Raw genomic sequence first — 15950 nt, forward strand, 5'->3', positions numbered from 1 at the left:
AATCTAGACGTATTTAATGATATATTAGTATGTATGATGATTTAGTATCATGAGTTTGGAGGTGGAATATGACACATTTGTTAGAAGTAAAGGATTTGGCGATATCATTTAAAACACATGGCGGTGAGGTTCAAGCTATTCGTGGTGTCAGCTTTCACGTAGATAAAGGGGAGACACTAGCGATTGTTGGTGAATCCGGATCTGGTAAAAGTGTGACTTCTCAAGCGATAATGAAGCTTATACCTAAGCCGCATGGTCAATATAAACGTGGTCAAATCATTTTTAATGGTCAGGAAATTATTAGTAAAAACGAAAATCAAATGCGTAAAATTCGCGGTAAGGAAATCGGTATGATCTTCCAAGACCCGATGACATCGTTGAACCCAACGATGAAGGTAGGCAAACAAATCATGGAAGTGTTAGTTACCCACGAGAACATGAATAAAAATGCCGCTTATTTACGTGCAATTGAGCTGCTAGGACTTGTAGGGATTCCTGATCCTAAGCGTCGTGTAGATCAATATCCACATGAATTTAGTGGAGGGATGCGTCAACGTGTCGTGATTGCAATGGCACTTGCTGCTAATCCGAAGCTGTTAATTGCGGACGAGCCTACAACAGCACTAGACGTTACAATCCAAGCTCAAATTTTAGATTTAATGAAGGATTTACAGCAAAAAATAGAAACCTCGATTATTTTCATTACACATGATCTTGGTGTAGTGGCAAATATCGCAGATCGTGTAGCTGTAATGTATGCAGGTCAAATTGTCGAAATCGGAACGTCAGAGGAAATTTTCTACGATCCACGTCATCCTTATACTTGGGGCTTATTAGCATCTATGCCTAGCTTGGAAGGACATGATGATATGTTAACGGCAATTCCTGGTACACCACCGGATTTAATTCATCCTCCTAAAGGAGATGCCTTTGCATTACGTAGTGAATATGCAATGAATATTGATCGTGAGAAGGAGCCGCCATTGTATCAAGTTTCTGATACTCATTTTGTGAAATCATGGTTGCTTCATCCATCTGCACCTAAGGTAGAACCACCTGAGGTAGTGAAGAAGAAAATTCGCCAATTGGCAAATGCTTATGCTGAGCCAGTATTAGTGCAATCTTAATTTTGTTATTGTGATGCAAACATAATAAAGTTAGTAATAAAAAACCCGAACTGATTTACGATACTCTAAAGGACTGAGTCCTGTGTAGAATGTCGTAAATAGCTCGGGTTATTTTTATCCACTTTGAGAGCCAGATCCTTCCTTACGAGGCCATAACGTGTAGCTAAAGCTGATAAGAAAATCGATACCAAGTATCATCGTCCAAGTTTGAAAAAATTGCTTTAATGGCTCTGTTCGTTCAGGCGCACCTACGTACCAAATTACGCCGTAGAGGCATAAGCAACCAATGACCCATGCTAATAAATGCTGTAGCCAGCCTATTCTTAGATGACGTGCATGGGCGGCTCCAAACTTTGGCTTCTTAACCGGGGCTGGTCCACCGGCGAAACGATGTGCAAAACGTACATCTGCCCATTTGATCATAGAGTGACCAAAAGCGATAGATACACCGATATAAATAGCGGCAAGTCCATGTACAAAATCCGCTGTAGCCCCATTTTTTAAGTGCAGACTGGTTGTTACTAATAGGACAATATCAATGATTGGTGTACAAAATAGTAAGAGCGCTCCTAGCTTTGGCATACGTAACAAATATCGACAGACTAATCCAGCTAAAACAAATACCCAAAATAAAATTTCACATGCGATAATAATTGCTAGCATCTTTTGCCCCCTTCGTTGATGTTAAGATTCTTTAATTACAAACTTATATACATAGGCTGTGTAAATGCTCATTTATGATTTGTTCAGCCATGGAATGGGTAACGTGCTCGGGTTGAGTAATTAAGTGAACAGCCAGCCCATCCATTAAAGCACTTAGTTTATAGGTCTCTAAGTTTAGGTTTAAGTTAGGTTTTGCTAGCTTATAGGCGACTAGCTGTTCTAACACAAATTTGACCACACCCCGAATGCCCTCATACATTTGCTCACTAACGGCTTGTAATTCCGGATGTACTAATGTTTTTGCAGTAAAAGAAAGCCAAACCTCCATCTCCATTTTTCGATCCTCATCAAAGGGTAAAAACTCTATTAATATAGCCTGTAATCCCGTAAAGGGATCATTCCCAAGCTGCATATTCCCAACTCGCTCTTGCACACGCCCAATAAATATGTTCATGCAAAAAGTAAACAAATCTACTTGTGTGGAAAAGTAATGGCGCATTGAGCCCACCGATAATCCAGCTTCAACCGCAATATTCCGCACAGTGGCGTGTTCTAATCCTCCTTTTTTGATTAATCGTATAGCAGCATCAGCGACAAGTTGACGTTGTTTTTCATGATCTACAATTTTAGGCATAGCTAAAGTATACTCGTTTTTCTTATTTAATACAATGTGCTAAAATAAAAACGGGCTAATGATAAGCCTAATAGAGCGGTAACCAAATTTCGTGTTTATTTGATTTTAAGCTACAATAGAAGCATAGGGCTTTAGAGGAGGAGAAAAAGTGAGCAATAATTTTGATATTTTATTAGATAAATATGCACAGTTGGTCGTTAAGGTTGGTGTAAATATTCAGCCAGGACAGCTATTACTTGTGCAGGCACCAATTGAAACATTTGAATTCACGCGTCTGATCGTGGCAAAGGCATATGAAGCAGGGGCAAAATTTGTTGAGGTCGATTGGATTGATGAGCAGATTACGAAGCTTCGTTATGAGAAGGCGGCTGAAGACACGTTTGAATATTATCCGAAATGGCAAGCCGATAAAATGGAGCAGTTGGCAGAAGCGGGCGGAGCCTTATTACATATAAAAGTGCCTGATCCGGAGTTATTTGCAGGGATTGATCCAACAAGAGTATCAAGATCAGTGAAGGCAGCGGCTATTGCACGTCAAAAATTCCAGCCATATACGAGAAACAATATTATTAGCTGGTCTTTAATTAAAGCACCAACGAAGGCTTGGGCTAAAAAGGTTTTCGCAGACGTCCCTGAGGACAAGCAGCTTGATGCGATGTGGAAAGCCGTATTCCAAATGAACCGTGTAGGTGAAGGCGACCCTGTAGAGGCTTGGCAGGAGCATATTGCTTACTTAAAGCAGAGTCAGCAGTTTATGAATGACAAGCGTTATAAGAGCTTACATTATACTGCACCTGGCACAGATTTACATGTTGAACTGCCAGAAGGCTACCTATGGTTAGGTGGGGGCGATCATAATGGTGCAGGTCATTATTTCGTTGCGAATATGCCAACAGAAGAAATTTATACGATGCCACTTCGTACAGGTGTGAACGGAACTGTAACGAGTACGATGCCACTAAATTTGAATGGCTGTCTTGTAGAAGGGATTACATTTACATTTAAGGATGGCAAGGTTGTAGAATACGATGCAAAATCTGGACGTGAGCATCTCACAGCGTTATTAGCAACAGATGAAGGGGCATCCCATTTAGGCGAGGTAGCATTAGTGCCTCATGATTCTCCAATTTCAAGAATGAATCGTGTGTTCTACAATACAGGCATTGATGAAAATGCCTCCTGTCATTTTGCATTAGGAAGTGCGTACCCTGTTAATATCGAAGGCGGAACTAAGCTAACCGAAGAGGAATTACTTGAGCGTGGCGTGAATGTTAGCCTTACACATGTGGATTTCATGGTTGGCTCTGCCCAATTAAATATTGACGGTGAATTGCCAGATGGAACAATTGAACCTGTATTCCGTCAAGGGAACTGGGTAAGACTATGAATATCGTTGTAGGTATTGCAGGAGCAACGGGCACGATTTATGCCGTTAAACTATTAGAGGTGCTTAAAGCACAACCTGATGTTACGACACATGTCATTATTAGCAATTGGGCTAAAACAAATCTAGAGGTTGAAACGATGTACAAGCTAGATTATTTAGAAGGCTTGGCAGATGTATTGTATGACAATGCTAATCTAGGTGCTTCGGTTTCCAGCGGCTCATTTCTTAATGACGGTATGATTATTATGCCGTGTAGTATGAAGACGTTGGCTGCAATCACACATGGGTATTCTGATTCTTTGATTTCACGTACTGCAGATGTGATGCTGAAGGAAGGACGCAAGTTAGTTTTATGTCCTAGAGAAACACCACTTAATGCGATTCATTTAGAGAATATGTTAAAGCTAGCCAAGCTAGGGGTTAGCATTGTACCTCCAATGCCATCGTTTTATAACTCGCCTCAAAGCATTGATGACCTTGTTACCCATCAGGTGATGAAGGTGTTAGATCAATTTGGCATTCATATCCGACATGATAAGCGTTGGAGTGGGGTGTAAATTAGAAGTTTAATTATAGGCTCAATCTTGAAATTAGTGCTTGACCGCTAACCCAAGCTAGCGGAGAGACAGAGCGATTCTGAAGAGTGTCTCTTAAAATCAAGTTCCATTCATTAATAGACTCTAATAAAAAGGAATATGATTTTAACACAATCGCAAGAACGCTCTGGATCGTAGCTAACAGACTTCTACGTCAAGTACTAATTTCTAAATAGAGCCTTAATCGTTTTTACAATTTAATTATTTAATTTGGATAGCTCTACATCAAGCTCAGTTAGTTTTGTAGATAATTGTAGTAGCTCCTGTTGTAATTTTAAACGAGGTAACACTGCCTCATCTGACCATGAGTCGAAGTCTTGAGTAATGTATTTCTCATAAACGGCTTTATTAAGCTTAAGGATTTCAATTGCGAGCTTTAAACGTTTTTCTAATTCGTTAGTAATAACGACTTCAGAATGAGAACTGTTTTGCATGCTTAGTTGCCCAATCATAGCAATACTTGAATTGAAGTAGATAAGACCAGGTGCATAGTTAAGGATAATGGATTCATTTGTGTCTAACGGGAATACTTTTTTGCCATCAGGTGAGTTATAGTTTTGTACATAATAGGCATAGGTTCGCTGGTATTCATCTAAGTCAGCATAGACTTTGTATAAGAGTAATAGGTCGTTGCGGCTAAGCTTTTTTTGATCTATCCCAGATTCTATCAAGGATATAATTTCTTCTGAAGTCGATATAATGCCTTTTTCATACTGAGATAACATTGAATTGAATTGATTTTTTAGGTAATCTGCTGAGTTTCTATTGTATGAATTTGCGTTATACAAAAATACATTTGTACCTAGAGAGGTTATGAAACCAAGCGTTAACAAGATGATTAGAACCTTTTTTCCTCGTTTGGACATTGGCGTAGTTTTTCTCCTTCTTCATACTTTATTGGTGATGCCACCAACCACGACGACTATATAAGTTACCCAATCGTTTCAATTACATTCCCGTCCTGGTCTTTAATGTAAGAAAGTTCGATATTAAATAAAAGCCCATTTAATTGAGGTACTGTAAATTGATTTGCGATAGGTTGTAGTTTAGGAAGCAACTCATTTACTAATTCATGATTTAATATAATGCGAACAAAGTCATTTTCTTCGATAACTTGTGGTTGTTCACCTGGTTCTAAAACAATTGAATGGTCTTTGTTAGACAAGGTGAGATTTCGTCCCTTTAAAATACGGCCTTGGAGCATTTTTCCTAAAATAATCGCTTGATTCGCTCCAATCGTAAGCATCGCTGGAGAGCTAGGCGCATGATTTACAGCAGAATTCCATGAAAGCTTCTCGATAAATAAATAACCAGTACTTGATCCATCCGACAATATACCTTGCTCTACAGCTTGGCTAACTGCTGGAATAGAAATCAATGAAGAGCGGTCCAAATCCGTAACCCATAAAGGCATGTACTCCTCACAGGCTTGTAGAAGCGCAGTTCCTGACCAAAGATGCATCGCTTCAAACTCCTCTATGGTTATCCCGACCATCTGAATAAACTCAACTTGCCCATTTGGCGTTTCCATTGGAGGTAATTGAGGATCGCTAATATAAGCTAACGCTTTAAGCTCTGTATCAGAGCCTAAACAAATAGGTCCATTGGCATTTAAATAGTCGCCAGAACGAAAAATATTTCCACTATTAAACACATAACGCCCCATATTTTGCAACAAGTTTAATGCCCATGCAGGCGGTTCTGCTTCATCACTATTTTTTCGTAAACGAAACGTAAGCTCGAAGCCATAGCCGCTATATTCAAGATTACTGGATTCCTTTTCATATAATTCTGAGAAGCCATACGTAACAAAATGCCAATGTGGAAAAGGAGCGCTGGCTTCAAACACACTGATCCCATCTAAAGGGTCTTCACCACCAAGCATATAGGGGATCATCGTTCCATAATGCTTAGGTTGTTGATCACCATATAAGTGATATACGGCTTCATCTATTGCATCCCAACCGGGGGCTTGCACTTCTTCCTGGCCTAAGTCATGATTTGCGTTAATATTGTCATTTTCATCATGTTTGTCTGTCATTTTAATCTCTCCCTTTTTGAAGTTGACACACTTAATTCCTCGTTTATTTTAATGGCTCTAAATGATACAAGGATAAGCTAATGTTCCTATGGAATTCCCGCTATAAAATATATTAGTATTAAATATATTATATATGAATACGCCCAAAGGTGGTTTTTAATATGGATTGGTTATCAATATGTAAGACAAAAGATGTAAATCAAGTATATGAAGCTGTGAAAATACTTGATATAAACGAACGGGATGAAGCGGGTAGAACACCACTTATGTTGTGTTTAACCTACCGTATGCCGCTTGAAACGATTGCATTTCTTATTGAGCAGGGAGCAGATTTGGAAGCGGAGGATAGGCTGGGGGATAGTGTATTAAAAAAGGCGATAAAATTTAAGCAAAAGGAAGCCATCTCGCTGCTATTAGAGCATGGTGTTCAGCTTGATTCGCCCAAAGGGATCACCGCAACGGCTTGGTATTATGCTAAAGAAAACAATCAAACGATTGCAGATATGCTACTTGCCACAAAGGGATCGGTGAGATCTAAGCTAACGCCACAAGAACAGGAGATTGTGGACGAGCTATTATATGAAGAAAATCTAACTACGATTTGTGACAAAGTGAAAACTATAAATAGTCCTGAAATTTTACATGCCTTTGTGAACGAATTTAACTGGGATGATGACCCCACCCCAATGGAGCTAGTGGCAACTAACCCTGCTTGTATGGAGGTGACTTTACATGATATGTACAAGCTAGTAGACGGGGATATGTGGCTTGAAATGGATGAGGACGCAGTTAATGCTGCCTACGATGGAACTCGATACCGACAGCTAGCAGTAATGTTAAAGGGAAAATTAACAGAAAACTGACCTCTATTGTTAGATAGAGATCAGTCTTTAGTCCGTCCTATATATCATAATAACTCAACCATTACTCTAGCTGAATATAGTGTAACTTTGAATAAAGTGAACTCGTTATTTAGCTAGTTTCACAAGCTGATCTACGAGGGAATCAAGCACAGCATTAACCGTATAAACGTCTGCATACCAAGCCATTTTACTGTTAATTCTAGCAATTTTGTTGTTTTTTACTGCCTCTAAGTTGTTCCAGATCGCGTCGCCACTTAGCTGAGTAGCAATCTCCTGATCACTTTCCTCTAAATAAACGATGTAATCTCCACTATATTTATCAATAACTTCCATGGAGATGTCTCCCCAATATTTGTCCTTGTCTATAACATCCTTTTGCACAGCTGGTGGTGGATTAAGACCCAATGTTGTATATAACAAAGCACCGATTGAATATTTCTTCCCAGAAACATACGGTGTTTTAGCACCACCCATAATGGTTATTGTTTTATCATATAAGCCAGCTGCTTTTAGTTTCGCTTTCGCCTGTTCAATATTTTGATTAAAGTTGCTGATCACATCCTTAGCCTTTTGTGGCTCATTAAAGATGTCAGCTAACAAGGTTAGACGATTCTCCATCGTCATATCATTGTCATAAGGAATGTATATCGTAGGCGCAATCTGAGAATACATATCATACTTTTCTTTTTCAATAATAATAATGAGGTCAGGATCTTGAGCTAATACCGTCTCTTGACCCCACTCTGTGTGGAAACCTAAATCAATGGAGTTGGCGGAAAGTGTTTTAAATGCGGCTTCCTTGTTCACCTGTGATACAGCTAGTGGCGTAATGCCCATTGCGTATAAATCACCCATCAAATATTGAACCACCACTCTTTTAGGGTGAGCAGGAATTTTAACATCGCCCATCACAGTTTTAATTACTCTTTCTTGGTTGGTAGCTTCCGTCGAGTTTTCTTTGTTTGATGAAGTGTTTGATGAAGTGCTTGGTGAACAAGCAGCTAATACCATGATGCAGACTACAGAAATTATAAACAGCTTGCCTTTAAAAAGTTTAGACATGAACAATGCTCCTTTTTCTCTATAATGAGTGTTAAAACTTGAATTTAAGTTGATAAGATGTTTGATTATTAGCTATAGTAGATTCATAGAAAGTTTTGCCAATTGAGGTAACCAAGCATATCGTCTAACTTATTATAATGATAATCATTCTCAATGTAAATAACAAAAATTTTAATATAATCGGAGGTTAAGATGGACGCAAAAGCTAAAAAGATACTACAAACCACGTTTTGGTCTGCGCAAGGATGGAAGCCTAGAGGGAATTCATCACCTTTTCAAGGGGAAGATTTCGAATATGCTAAAAGTAAGGGAGTTATGTTCGATCCTGTTACGATGACCCATGATGAATGTGTAACGAGAATCCGGTATTTGCTTGAACACGAAATTACAAAGGAAAAGGTAGCCTCAGCCTTTTTGCATAGTTTATCCACTAGAAAGGTATATCTGCGGAGCAGCTTATCTAGTTACGAATTAACAGCCTCATTAATCCAACACAATTACGATGATAAGTGGCTGGAGCGTGCTAACTATAGTCATTGCTTTTATTGTAACGATGCCAAGCTGATGTCGAAAGACGTATGGGTGAATGAGGATATTAATATACTAAACTTTGAGCGTGTAAAATGGGGTGGCGTTCGCTTGAACTGGCTACTGTATTGCTGGATGGATTTAGAGCTGTTGGCAAAGGAAGAACCCGTAGAAGTGACTCCTGCTGATATTCAGATTCTCAAAAATTTATTGGCAGAGGTAGAGGCCTGTGCGGAGAAGGATACTGCACGTAAGTTAGAGAAACGCTGGAAGGATGTATTGCCTTCAAATCAAAATGAGCGTGATGTGCTTATGGAGGTATGGGGATTTGCAGGTATATTAGCTTCAGAGGAGCGACTTGGGCCTGAACGTGGTAGAGGAACAGATTTTGTATCTGTAGATTCATGGCTTGGAATAGATCGTTATGATAAACAAAAGGTTGAGTTTTATTTTGGGGCTTATTTATAGGTAGGGAGGCTAAGTATTGGGGCACTTTGGTTTTTCATATATCGGGCTTTTATTTCTGCTTATGCTATTTATCCCAAATATAGTTTATGCAACTGATAAATCTACATCCAAACCCACATTAGATGAAAATAAAGTCCTTGTGTGGCTAGAGCGTATAGGTCAAGCTTTAGTGAGTACGATTGTCCTGATTTTTTCGGATTTTAATGTGCAAGGGTGGTCGCTCTGGACGATCTGGCTTGTCGCCGCCGTCATTTTTATGCTGATGTACGAATTGTGGTGGATTCGTTATTTTAGAAGCAGCAAAACATTAGCCGACTTTTATAGCTCCTATGCTGGTATCCCTGTTGTAGGGGCGACACTACCTATCATTGCCTTTTTTTTATTAGGTATTTATGGTCAAGTAGTATGGTTACTGTTTGCTGTGATTCTCTTGGGGATTGGACATATTGGCATTCATATAGAGCATCGTAAGGCTTTAAAGTTATAGTGTGGGAGAGAGGGGAAATATAATAGATATGGGGAAACTAACAAACATGACAAACCAAGAAATTTTAAAAATTGCTATGACTCAATCTGCGATTGATGCAAATTGTAACGAACTAGATTTTACACGTAGTGATAATGTGATTGTAGAATCTGCTAAAAATGCAGAGGCTAGAAAATATTTAGAGCTACCATTTTATTGTAATCTAGTATCTTATGGTAATAATATCGTTGCATCGGTAAATACAGAGATCAAAGAGGTTGTACAGGCTTACTTAGATAAGTATAAAGACTATCATTGCTTTGAGACACCTAATATGCACATCCTTAATGACGAGCTTCAAAAGCGAAATATGCGAATTTGCCATATGGCGGAGTATTTTTTACCTGATCTACAAGCTCTTCACGCAACTCCAACGCCTAGTAAGTATGAACTGAAGGTTTTACTTCCAGAGCATTTTACTGATTTGTATTTAGATCAGTGGAGTAATGCATTATGTGAAAAACGTAAGCATTTAGATATGTTAGGTGTGGGTGCCTATGACGGTGAAAAGTTGATTGGGTTAGCTGCATGCTCAGCAGACTGTGATACGATGTGGCAGATTGGGGTGGATGTAGACCCTGACTATCGTAGACAAGGCATTGCATCTGCATTAACGAGTCGTTTAGCCATTGAAATATTAGAACGCGGGAAGGTTCCTTTTTATTGTGCGGCATGGTCAAATATTAAATCGGTACGCAATGCGATCACAAGTGGTTTTAGACCTGCTTGGATTGAGATGACAGCTAAAAGCAATGAGTTTGTTGCTGAGATGAATACGATAGATGGGATCTAATAGATTATAACTAATAAATTTTAACTAATAGATAGATACTTTAAACTATCAAACGACTCTAGAATAAAGAGGATGACAGAGAGCTAAATTGAAATAAGGAGAGATTAAATTGACAGAGGTTACTCGGTGTGACTGGGCCACTAAAAGTGAGCTTGAACAAAACTATCATGATGAGCATTGGGGAATTCCTGTACATGATGATAAGCAGCTATTTAAAATGATCATTTTAGAGGGCAAGCAGGCGGGACTTAGCTGGTTTACAATTTTGAAAAAAATGGACACTTTGTGTGAAGCCTTTGATAACTTTGATCCAGACCTGCTCATACATTATGATGAGGATAAAGTGGAAGCGTTACTGCAAAATGATGGGATAATAAAAAATAAGCTCAAGGTTAAGGCTGTAATTAGCAATGCCAAGGCGTATTTCAAGCTGCGTGACAAATATGGCTCATTAGATCATTATTTATGGTCATTTGTAGATCATAAACCGCTTGTGAATGCGTGGACAAGCATTGAGCAGGTTCCAGCAAGCACACCTTTGTCAGATAAAATTAGTAAGGATTTGAAAAAGCTTGGCTTTAAATTTGTGGGATCAACTACAATTTATGCACTTATGCAATCCATTGGGATGGTCAACGATCATATTACTAGCTGTGTATGTTATCATCGGTGATCGTGTCCTTATGAACTCGTTGAAAATAAAAAAAGCGGCACAGCAGCCGCTTTTTTCTGATTTATAACTCCTATTTACAACTCATTTGTCTAGCTACATTTATTTATTCCACCACTGAAGCATACAGCTTTTTAATTTGAGATGAAAATTTAGCTGCACCTGGAATGCGTGTACGTTTATAGTATGCGGTTAGTTGTTTAGGGTGATTTTTGACTAAATCATATTCAATCATCGTATCTGCAATCACAGATCTTACAAAGCCTAAAACCTCAATAACCTCGGAACGATCCCCTTCAGCAAGCTCTTCACCCTCTGGAAATTGTCCATCTGGATCATCATCTAATTGCTCACTAAAGGTTAAGCGCGCCACAACGTAAGACATGACGTCCTCCTTCTCGTCGTTGTAAAGTTCCATTAGCCAATTCACGCATTGTTCTTCTGTTGGTATTGATGTATTAAAGTCATGAAGAACATGGTTTCGTTCTTTAAAGGAGGTCATTAGAAAATCAGCTTCATAACTAGCATGGTCAACAAACTTGATATGAGGTTTAAGCTGTATCACTTCAGTTAATACCGCTTGATACCAGTTACTTGTTAAAAACTGTTCGATTGTTTTCATCGTAATCTAACCTCAATCCCACCAGAAGTGCCAAATTTTTTGTTTCTTTAAGTAGTCAGCATATTGGCCTAGTGAATCCCCAGTTTCAAGCACATACGGGCAAAAGACAAAATGCTCTCGTGCCAACGCCAAGGCTTCCTCACCATTTAGTGGTGTACGGTCCACTTGAAGCACCCAGCTACTCTCTGTAACAAGAATGGGTACTGCCCCATATTGGGTAAACCATTCCCTAAAAATAGCCGCTTGTATAATTGGTGTTGGGCATTCGTTGTATCCTCCCATAGGGACCCATAAAGGACTTAAATAGCTCTCTGAGAGCGGAAGCTGGAGTGAAATGCAATCTCCTTCAATGGGATTAGGGAACCACTCCTGATCTTCAAGAGTTTCAGAAACAGGATCACTATCGATGATCGTTTCATCTACTAATTCTGAATCCCAGCCTTTACGGAAAATACTGTAGATGTCATCAAATGAAAGATTAGCTACGTTTTTTTCTTCTTCTGGTAAGTCCCAGAATTGAAAGTGGGAGTCAGCGATTTGTCGAAATACTTTAAGCTTATTTAAAGATTCAAGTTGCTCTATTCCTTGTGCGACATATTGTGCTAACGTCTCATGTTCTCCTTCTTCCATATACATTTCAAGCATTTCAGAAATATTATCATCTGGAACAATAAATAAAGGCTGGTCATTGCCTACACGAGGGAGTGGACAAGCAAATTGCGATTGGTGAATGATTGCTGTATTGCCATAGGTAAGATGCTTCATTAAACTTTCAGGCATGGTTGAACCTCCATCATTTGATATTAGATTTGTAAATATGGCTCTATTTATAAATCTGTATTTGACAATGACATGAGCTAGAAGCTACGATCCAGAGCGTTCTTACGATTGTGTTAAAATCATAAAGACAATCTTCAGAATCGCTCTGACTCTCCGCTAGTTTGGGGTGGTTGTCAAGCACTGATTTCAAGATTGAGCCTAAAATATTATGTAAATATTAAGTATTTCTATGAATGAAAGGTTGTAAATAAAGCCTGTTATCCCCAACAGGACGATTAGTGTACTATAATAACAATAATATAAATGGCTAAAGTAGATGTACCCATTATTTAGAAGTTAGAAACTAGTTTGTGTTAAGGGAGTGTTACTTATGATTATAAATGAACAAATTCGAGTGAGTGAGGTTCAGCTAACAGGCATCAACGGAGAGGACTTAGGTATTATGCGTACCACAGATGCGCTTGAATTAGCACGTAAGCATAAAACAGATCTAGTATGTATTTCTCTAATGTCTAGTCCACCTCCTTGTAAGCTGATGAAAAAGGGAGCTGCGAAGCAAGAGAAAACAAGCCAACAGTCAAAACAAAAGCAAAATCAACAATCTCACAAGGGTTCTGGAGCACAAGGTTCTAAAGTGAAGGTGAAGGAGATTAGGTTGACTGCTAATATTGAAAAGCATGATTTAGATACAAAGAAGAGACAAGCCATTAAAATGCTAGAAGCGGGAAAACCTGTACAAATTGTTATCGCAGCCAAAGGCAAAGAAGGCATCAAGGCAAAGGAAACGCTAGAGGAATTGTTAAAGGAGCTTGCTCCATTTGGGAAAAAGGAAACAGGCATTCAGCAGAGTGGCAAAGGGGTTACGGTGAAGGTAAACCCTGTATAATGAATTGACTAGATGATAGGAGGGAACTGGATGAATATAGTTAAATTATTAATGACCGTCGTATATCTTATAGTAAGCATGTCAATTATTTGGTTTATGGATGCTTACTCATCGTATCGAAATGGAGCTTTAGTTGTTTGCATATTGCTCTATTATATTAGTTTGAGATTGTATAACAAGAAATTGAGAAGCCAAAAAAACGAAAACAATTAAAATGAATATAAATAGGAGTGGAAATAAATAGAAATTAAAATAGAGATTAAAATAAATAAAATTTAGTCCTTAACTATACAATGGAGGTTGTGAAAAATGGCTGGAAATAAAAAAATTCCAAAGGAAAAAACATACTCCAGAGAGCAACTGAAGAAAAGGGCACGATTATTTCGACTAGTCTCCTCCTTTTCTCCTGCAGGTAGTAATGCAAGCAAAAAACCAGCAGGCAAGGAGTTGTTTTTGCCAACAGAAGTAGGACAAGTTAGAGTACTTACTTACAATATGGAGTCAGAACAAAAGCTTCCTTTATTTGTTAATATCCATGGTGGGGGGTTTGTAATTGGTAGTCCTGAGATGGATGATCCCTACTTAATGAATGTGGCCGACCAAGCCAACGTTAAAATTATTAGTATCGATTACAGCCTTTCACCAGAGGTTGTATTTCCTACGGCGCTTAATGAATGTTATGCAGTCGTGAAATATGCGAAGCAACATGCCGATCAGCTAGGGATTGATCCTGAAAATATTGCGGTGGGTGGACATAGTGCAGGGGGGAATCTTACTGCGGCGATTTGCTTAAAGGATGCACTTGCGCCTGAACCTGAACTAAATCTCAAATGTATTATTTTGGACTATCCTCCGCTAGATTTACATAGTGATGCTTATTCAAAGCCACAACCAAAGGGAGCAATACCTCCTAAAATGGCTAGAATGTTTGATGCTTGCTATACGATGGAAAAAGAAGAACGTCTAAATCCATTAGTATCACCCTTGTATGCACCACTAAATGACTTGAAAACATTCCCACCAACGTTACTTTTAACAGCAGGTCACGATTCCTTGCTCCAAGAGGAAGAGGGATTTAGAGATAAGCTGGTTGAGGCAGGTGTGGAACTTACGTATAAATGCTTTGAAAACTCCTATCATGGGTTTACACATAGCGATAAAGAGGATGCGGTAGCGGGTTGGCAGATGATGATTGACCATTTAAAACGCTATCTTGTATAACTCATTGCATCATCTTAACGTGTGTAGAATTTGCACAAACAATAAAAAACCGTTCCTAGCAGTAGGTATGTTCTGATATACGAACCTAAGCTAAAGAACGGTTTTATTTTAACTTTTTTACGCACTCATTTGCTGAGGCTTAATCACCTTAGGCTGGAGGACATGGCTTCTACGACCCGCAAAATTATTAAAGACTAAAGCAAAAATGATCAGCAATGTGCCGTATAATTCATACATATTAATATGATAACCTTGCAGTGCCATAATTAAAAACGTAGTTACAGGTACAAAGTTAATAAATAAAATTCCGTTAATTGGTGATAACAGCTTGAGACCTGCATTCCAGCATAATAAAGCCGCTAAGCCAGGTAATAAGATCATAAAGCTCATTTCATATTTAATGGTTCCTAGCTGTTGAAGGGTAGGGATATTCAGCACACCTATAGCTGTACCAATACTAATAATGACAAAGGAAACCAAGGAGCCAAGCAAGCAAGTCAATGTCGAATAACGAAGGATTGACCAATCACTATAACGTGAACCTCCCATAGAATAAATAACCCAGCCAACTACACCAATAAAAATAAATAAAAGTGGAAACACATTTTGAGCAGCATTCGAGAAAAAGGTTAAATCCCCACGAGTACTAACTAGAAATGCACCAAGCGTAGCAATCACAATGCTAATAATCGTAAAAAATGGAGGTGCCTTTTTCGTTGTGATCCATAAAAAAGCAATAGAGATCATCGGCATCATCGTTTCCATAATTGAAGCAGAGATGGGTCCCGATTCCCCTGCCATATGTTGCCCCATAAACACACACATGTTATAAACCGTAAAGGCCATACTGCCATAAAACGTTAGCATAAGCCCTCTTTTTTCTAAGCGAAATGCTTTTTTTCCTTCCTTTAATCCTAATATGACCGCTAAAATGATCCCTACAACGAGGTACCGAATAAATGAAAAATAAAATGGGTCAATATGCGCTAGTGCCACATGTGCAACTGGAAACATTGCCCCCCATGAAATGCTTGCAATTAAGCAAAAAATCGCCCCTAAAATAAGCCGTCTTGATGTCATAAT

18 protein-coding genes are annotated in these 15950 nt (G+C 38.7%); 10 read left to right on the forward strand and 8 right to left on the reverse strand.

Annotated elements, in window-relative coordinates:
• Nucleotides 1-68: 68 nt before the first annotated feature.
• The gene (locus ABE099_RS00065) at nucleotides 69-1127 is read left to right on the forward strand and encodes an ABC transporter ATP-binding protein (protein ID WP_430026438.1); all 1059 of its coding nucleotides are present in this window, start codon (nucleotides 69-71) and stop codon (nucleotides 1125-1127) included.
• A gap of 114 nt (nucleotides 1128-1241) precedes the next feature.
• On the opposite strand, the gene ABE099_RS00070 is transcribed toward ABE099_RS00065, so the two are convergent.
• A complete protein-coding gene (locus ABE099_RS00070; protein WP_430026440.1) occupies nucleotides 1242-1790 on the reverse strand; it encodes a hypothetical protein in 549 nt (182 codons plus the stop codon).
• A 43-nt stretch (nucleotides 1791-1833) separates the two neighbouring features.
• Nucleotides 1834-2424, reverse strand: a complete 591-nt coding sequence (locus ABE099_RS00075) for a TetR/AcrR family transcriptional regulator (RefSeq protein WP_430026441.1) — start codon at nucleotides 2422-2424, stop codon at nucleotides 1834-1836.
• Between the two features lie 148 nt (nucleotides 2425-2572).
• Here ABE099_RS00075 and ABE099_RS00080 point away from each other — a divergent pair, with 148 nt between their 5' ends.
• Together ABE099_RS00080 and ABE099_RS00085 are read left to right on the forward strand one after the other, a co-directional pair.
• Nucleotides 2573-3811, forward strand: a complete 1239-nt coding sequence (locus tag ABE099_RS00080; protein ID WP_430026443.1) for an aminopeptidase — start codon at nucleotides 2573-2575, stop codon at nucleotides 3809-3811.
• Complete coding sequence (locus ABE099_RS00085; protein ID WP_430026445.1) at nucleotides 3808-4368, forward strand: UbiX family flavin prenyltransferase; 561 nt, start codon at nucleotides 3808-3810, stop codon at nucleotides 4366-4368. The genes ABE099_RS00080 and ABE099_RS00085 overlap by 4 nt, the downstream gene beginning before the upstream one ends.
• A 236-nt stretch (nucleotides 4369-4604) precedes the next feature.
• On the opposite strand, the gene ABE099_RS00090 is transcribed toward ABE099_RS00085, so the two are convergent.
• Together ABE099_RS00090 and ABE099_RS00095 are read right to left on the reverse strand one after the other, a co-directional pair.
• Nucleotides 4605-5078 (reverse strand): hypothetical protein, encoded by a 474-nt coding sequence (locus tag ABE099_RS00090; RefSeq protein ID WP_430026447.1) that lies wholly within the window; start codon nucleotides 5076-5078, stop codon nucleotides 4605-4607.
• Between the two features lie 260 nt (nucleotides 5079-5338).
• Nucleotides 5339-6448 (reverse strand): suppressor of fused domain protein, encoded by a 1110-nt coding sequence (locus ABE099_RS00095; RefSeq protein ID WP_430026449.1) that lies wholly within the window; start codon nucleotides 6446-6448, stop codon nucleotides 5339-5341.
• Nucleotides 6449-6609: 161 nt separating this feature from the next.
• Between ABE099_RS00095 and ABE099_RS00100 the strand changes: the two genes are divergently transcribed.
• Nucleotides 6610-7311: a DUF4274 domain-containing protein gene (locus ABE099_RS00100; protein ID WP_430026451.1), complete on the forward strand. Its 702-nt coding sequence runs from the start codon at nucleotides 6610-6612 to the stop codon at nucleotides 7309-7311.
• A 105-nt stretch (nucleotides 7312-7416) separates the two neighbouring features.
• Here ABE099_RS00100 and ABE099_RS00105 read toward each other — a convergent pair whose 3' ends face one another.
• A complete protein-coding gene (locus ABE099_RS00105) occupies nucleotides 7417-8373 on the reverse strand; it encodes an ABC transporter substrate-binding protein (protein WP_430026453.1) in 957 nt (318 codons plus the stop codon).
• 192 nt (nucleotides 8374-8565) lie between these two features.
• On the opposite strand from ABE099_RS00105, the gene ABE099_RS00110 reads away from it, so the two are divergent.
• The 4 genes from ABE099_RS00110 (at nucleotide 8566) to ABE099_RS00125 (ending at nucleotide 11361) form a co-directional block, all read left to right on the forward strand.
• Nucleotides 8566-9369: a hypothetical protein gene (locus ABE099_RS00110; RefSeq protein ID WP_430026455.1), complete on the forward strand. Its 804-nt coding sequence runs from the start codon at nucleotides 8566-8568 to the stop codon at nucleotides 9367-9369.
• Between the two features lie 16 nt (nucleotides 9370-9385).
• Nucleotides 9386-9856, forward strand: coding sequence for a hypothetical protein (locus tag ABE099_RS00115; RefSeq protein ID WP_430026457.1), 471 nt, complete (start codon nucleotides 9386-9388; stop codon nucleotides 9854-9856).
• A 46-nt stretch (nucleotides 9857-9902) separates the two neighbouring features.
• Nucleotides 9903-10688, forward strand: a complete 786-nt coding sequence (locus ABE099_RS00120; protein ID WP_430026459.1) for a GNAT family N-acetyltransferase — start codon at nucleotides 9903-9905, stop codon at nucleotides 10686-10688.
• A 109-nt stretch (nucleotides 10689-10797) separates the two neighbouring features.
• Nucleotides 10798-11361: a DNA-3-methyladenine glycosylase I gene (locus ABE099_RS00125; RefSeq protein WP_430026461.1), complete on the forward strand. Its 564-nt coding sequence runs from the start codon at nucleotides 10798-10800 to the stop codon at nucleotides 11359-11361.
• Between the two features lie 103 nt (nucleotides 11362-11464).
• On the opposite strand, the gene ABE099_RS00130 is transcribed toward ABE099_RS00125, so the two are convergent.
• A complete protein-coding gene (locus ABE099_RS00130; protein WP_430026463.1) occupies nucleotides 11465-11980 on the reverse strand; it encodes a hypothetical protein in 516 nt (171 codons plus the stop codon).
• Between the two features lie 12 nt (nucleotides 11981-11992).
• Complete coding sequence (locus ABE099_RS00135; protein ID WP_430026465.1) at nucleotides 11993-12760, reverse strand: DUF4253 domain-containing protein; 768 nt, start codon at nucleotides 12758-12760, stop codon at nucleotides 11993-11995.
• A gap of 370 nt (nucleotides 12761-13130) precedes the next feature.
• On the opposite strand from ABE099_RS00135, the gene infC reads away from it, so the two are divergent.
• Nucleotides 13131-13646 (forward strand): translation initiation factor IF-3, encoded by a 516-nt coding sequence (gene infC / locus ABE099_RS00140; RefSeq protein ID WP_430026467.1) that lies wholly within the window; start codon nucleotides 13131-13133, stop codon nucleotides 13644-13646.
• Between the two features lie 309 nt (nucleotides 13647-13955).
• Nucleotides 13956-14867, forward strand: coding sequence for an alpha/beta hydrolase (locus ABE099_RS00145; RefSeq protein ID WP_430026469.1), 912 nt, complete (start codon nucleotides 13956-13958; stop codon nucleotides 14865-14867).
• 117 nt (nucleotides 14868-14984) lie between these two features.
• On the opposite strand, the gene ABE099_RS00150 is transcribed toward ABE099_RS00145, so the two are convergent.
• Nucleotides 14985-15947, reverse strand: a complete 963-nt coding sequence (locus ABE099_RS00150; RefSeq protein ID WP_430026470.1) for a DMT family transporter — start codon at nucleotides 15945-15947, stop codon at nucleotides 14985-14987.
• Between the last annotated feature and the right edge of the window lie 3 nt (nucleotides 15948-15950).

Origin of the sequence: Paenibacillus turicensis (assembly GCF_050461185.1) — a bacterium.
GTDB lineage: Bacteria > Bacillota > Bacilli > Paenibacillales > Paenibacillaceae > Fontibacillus > Fontibacillus turicensis_A.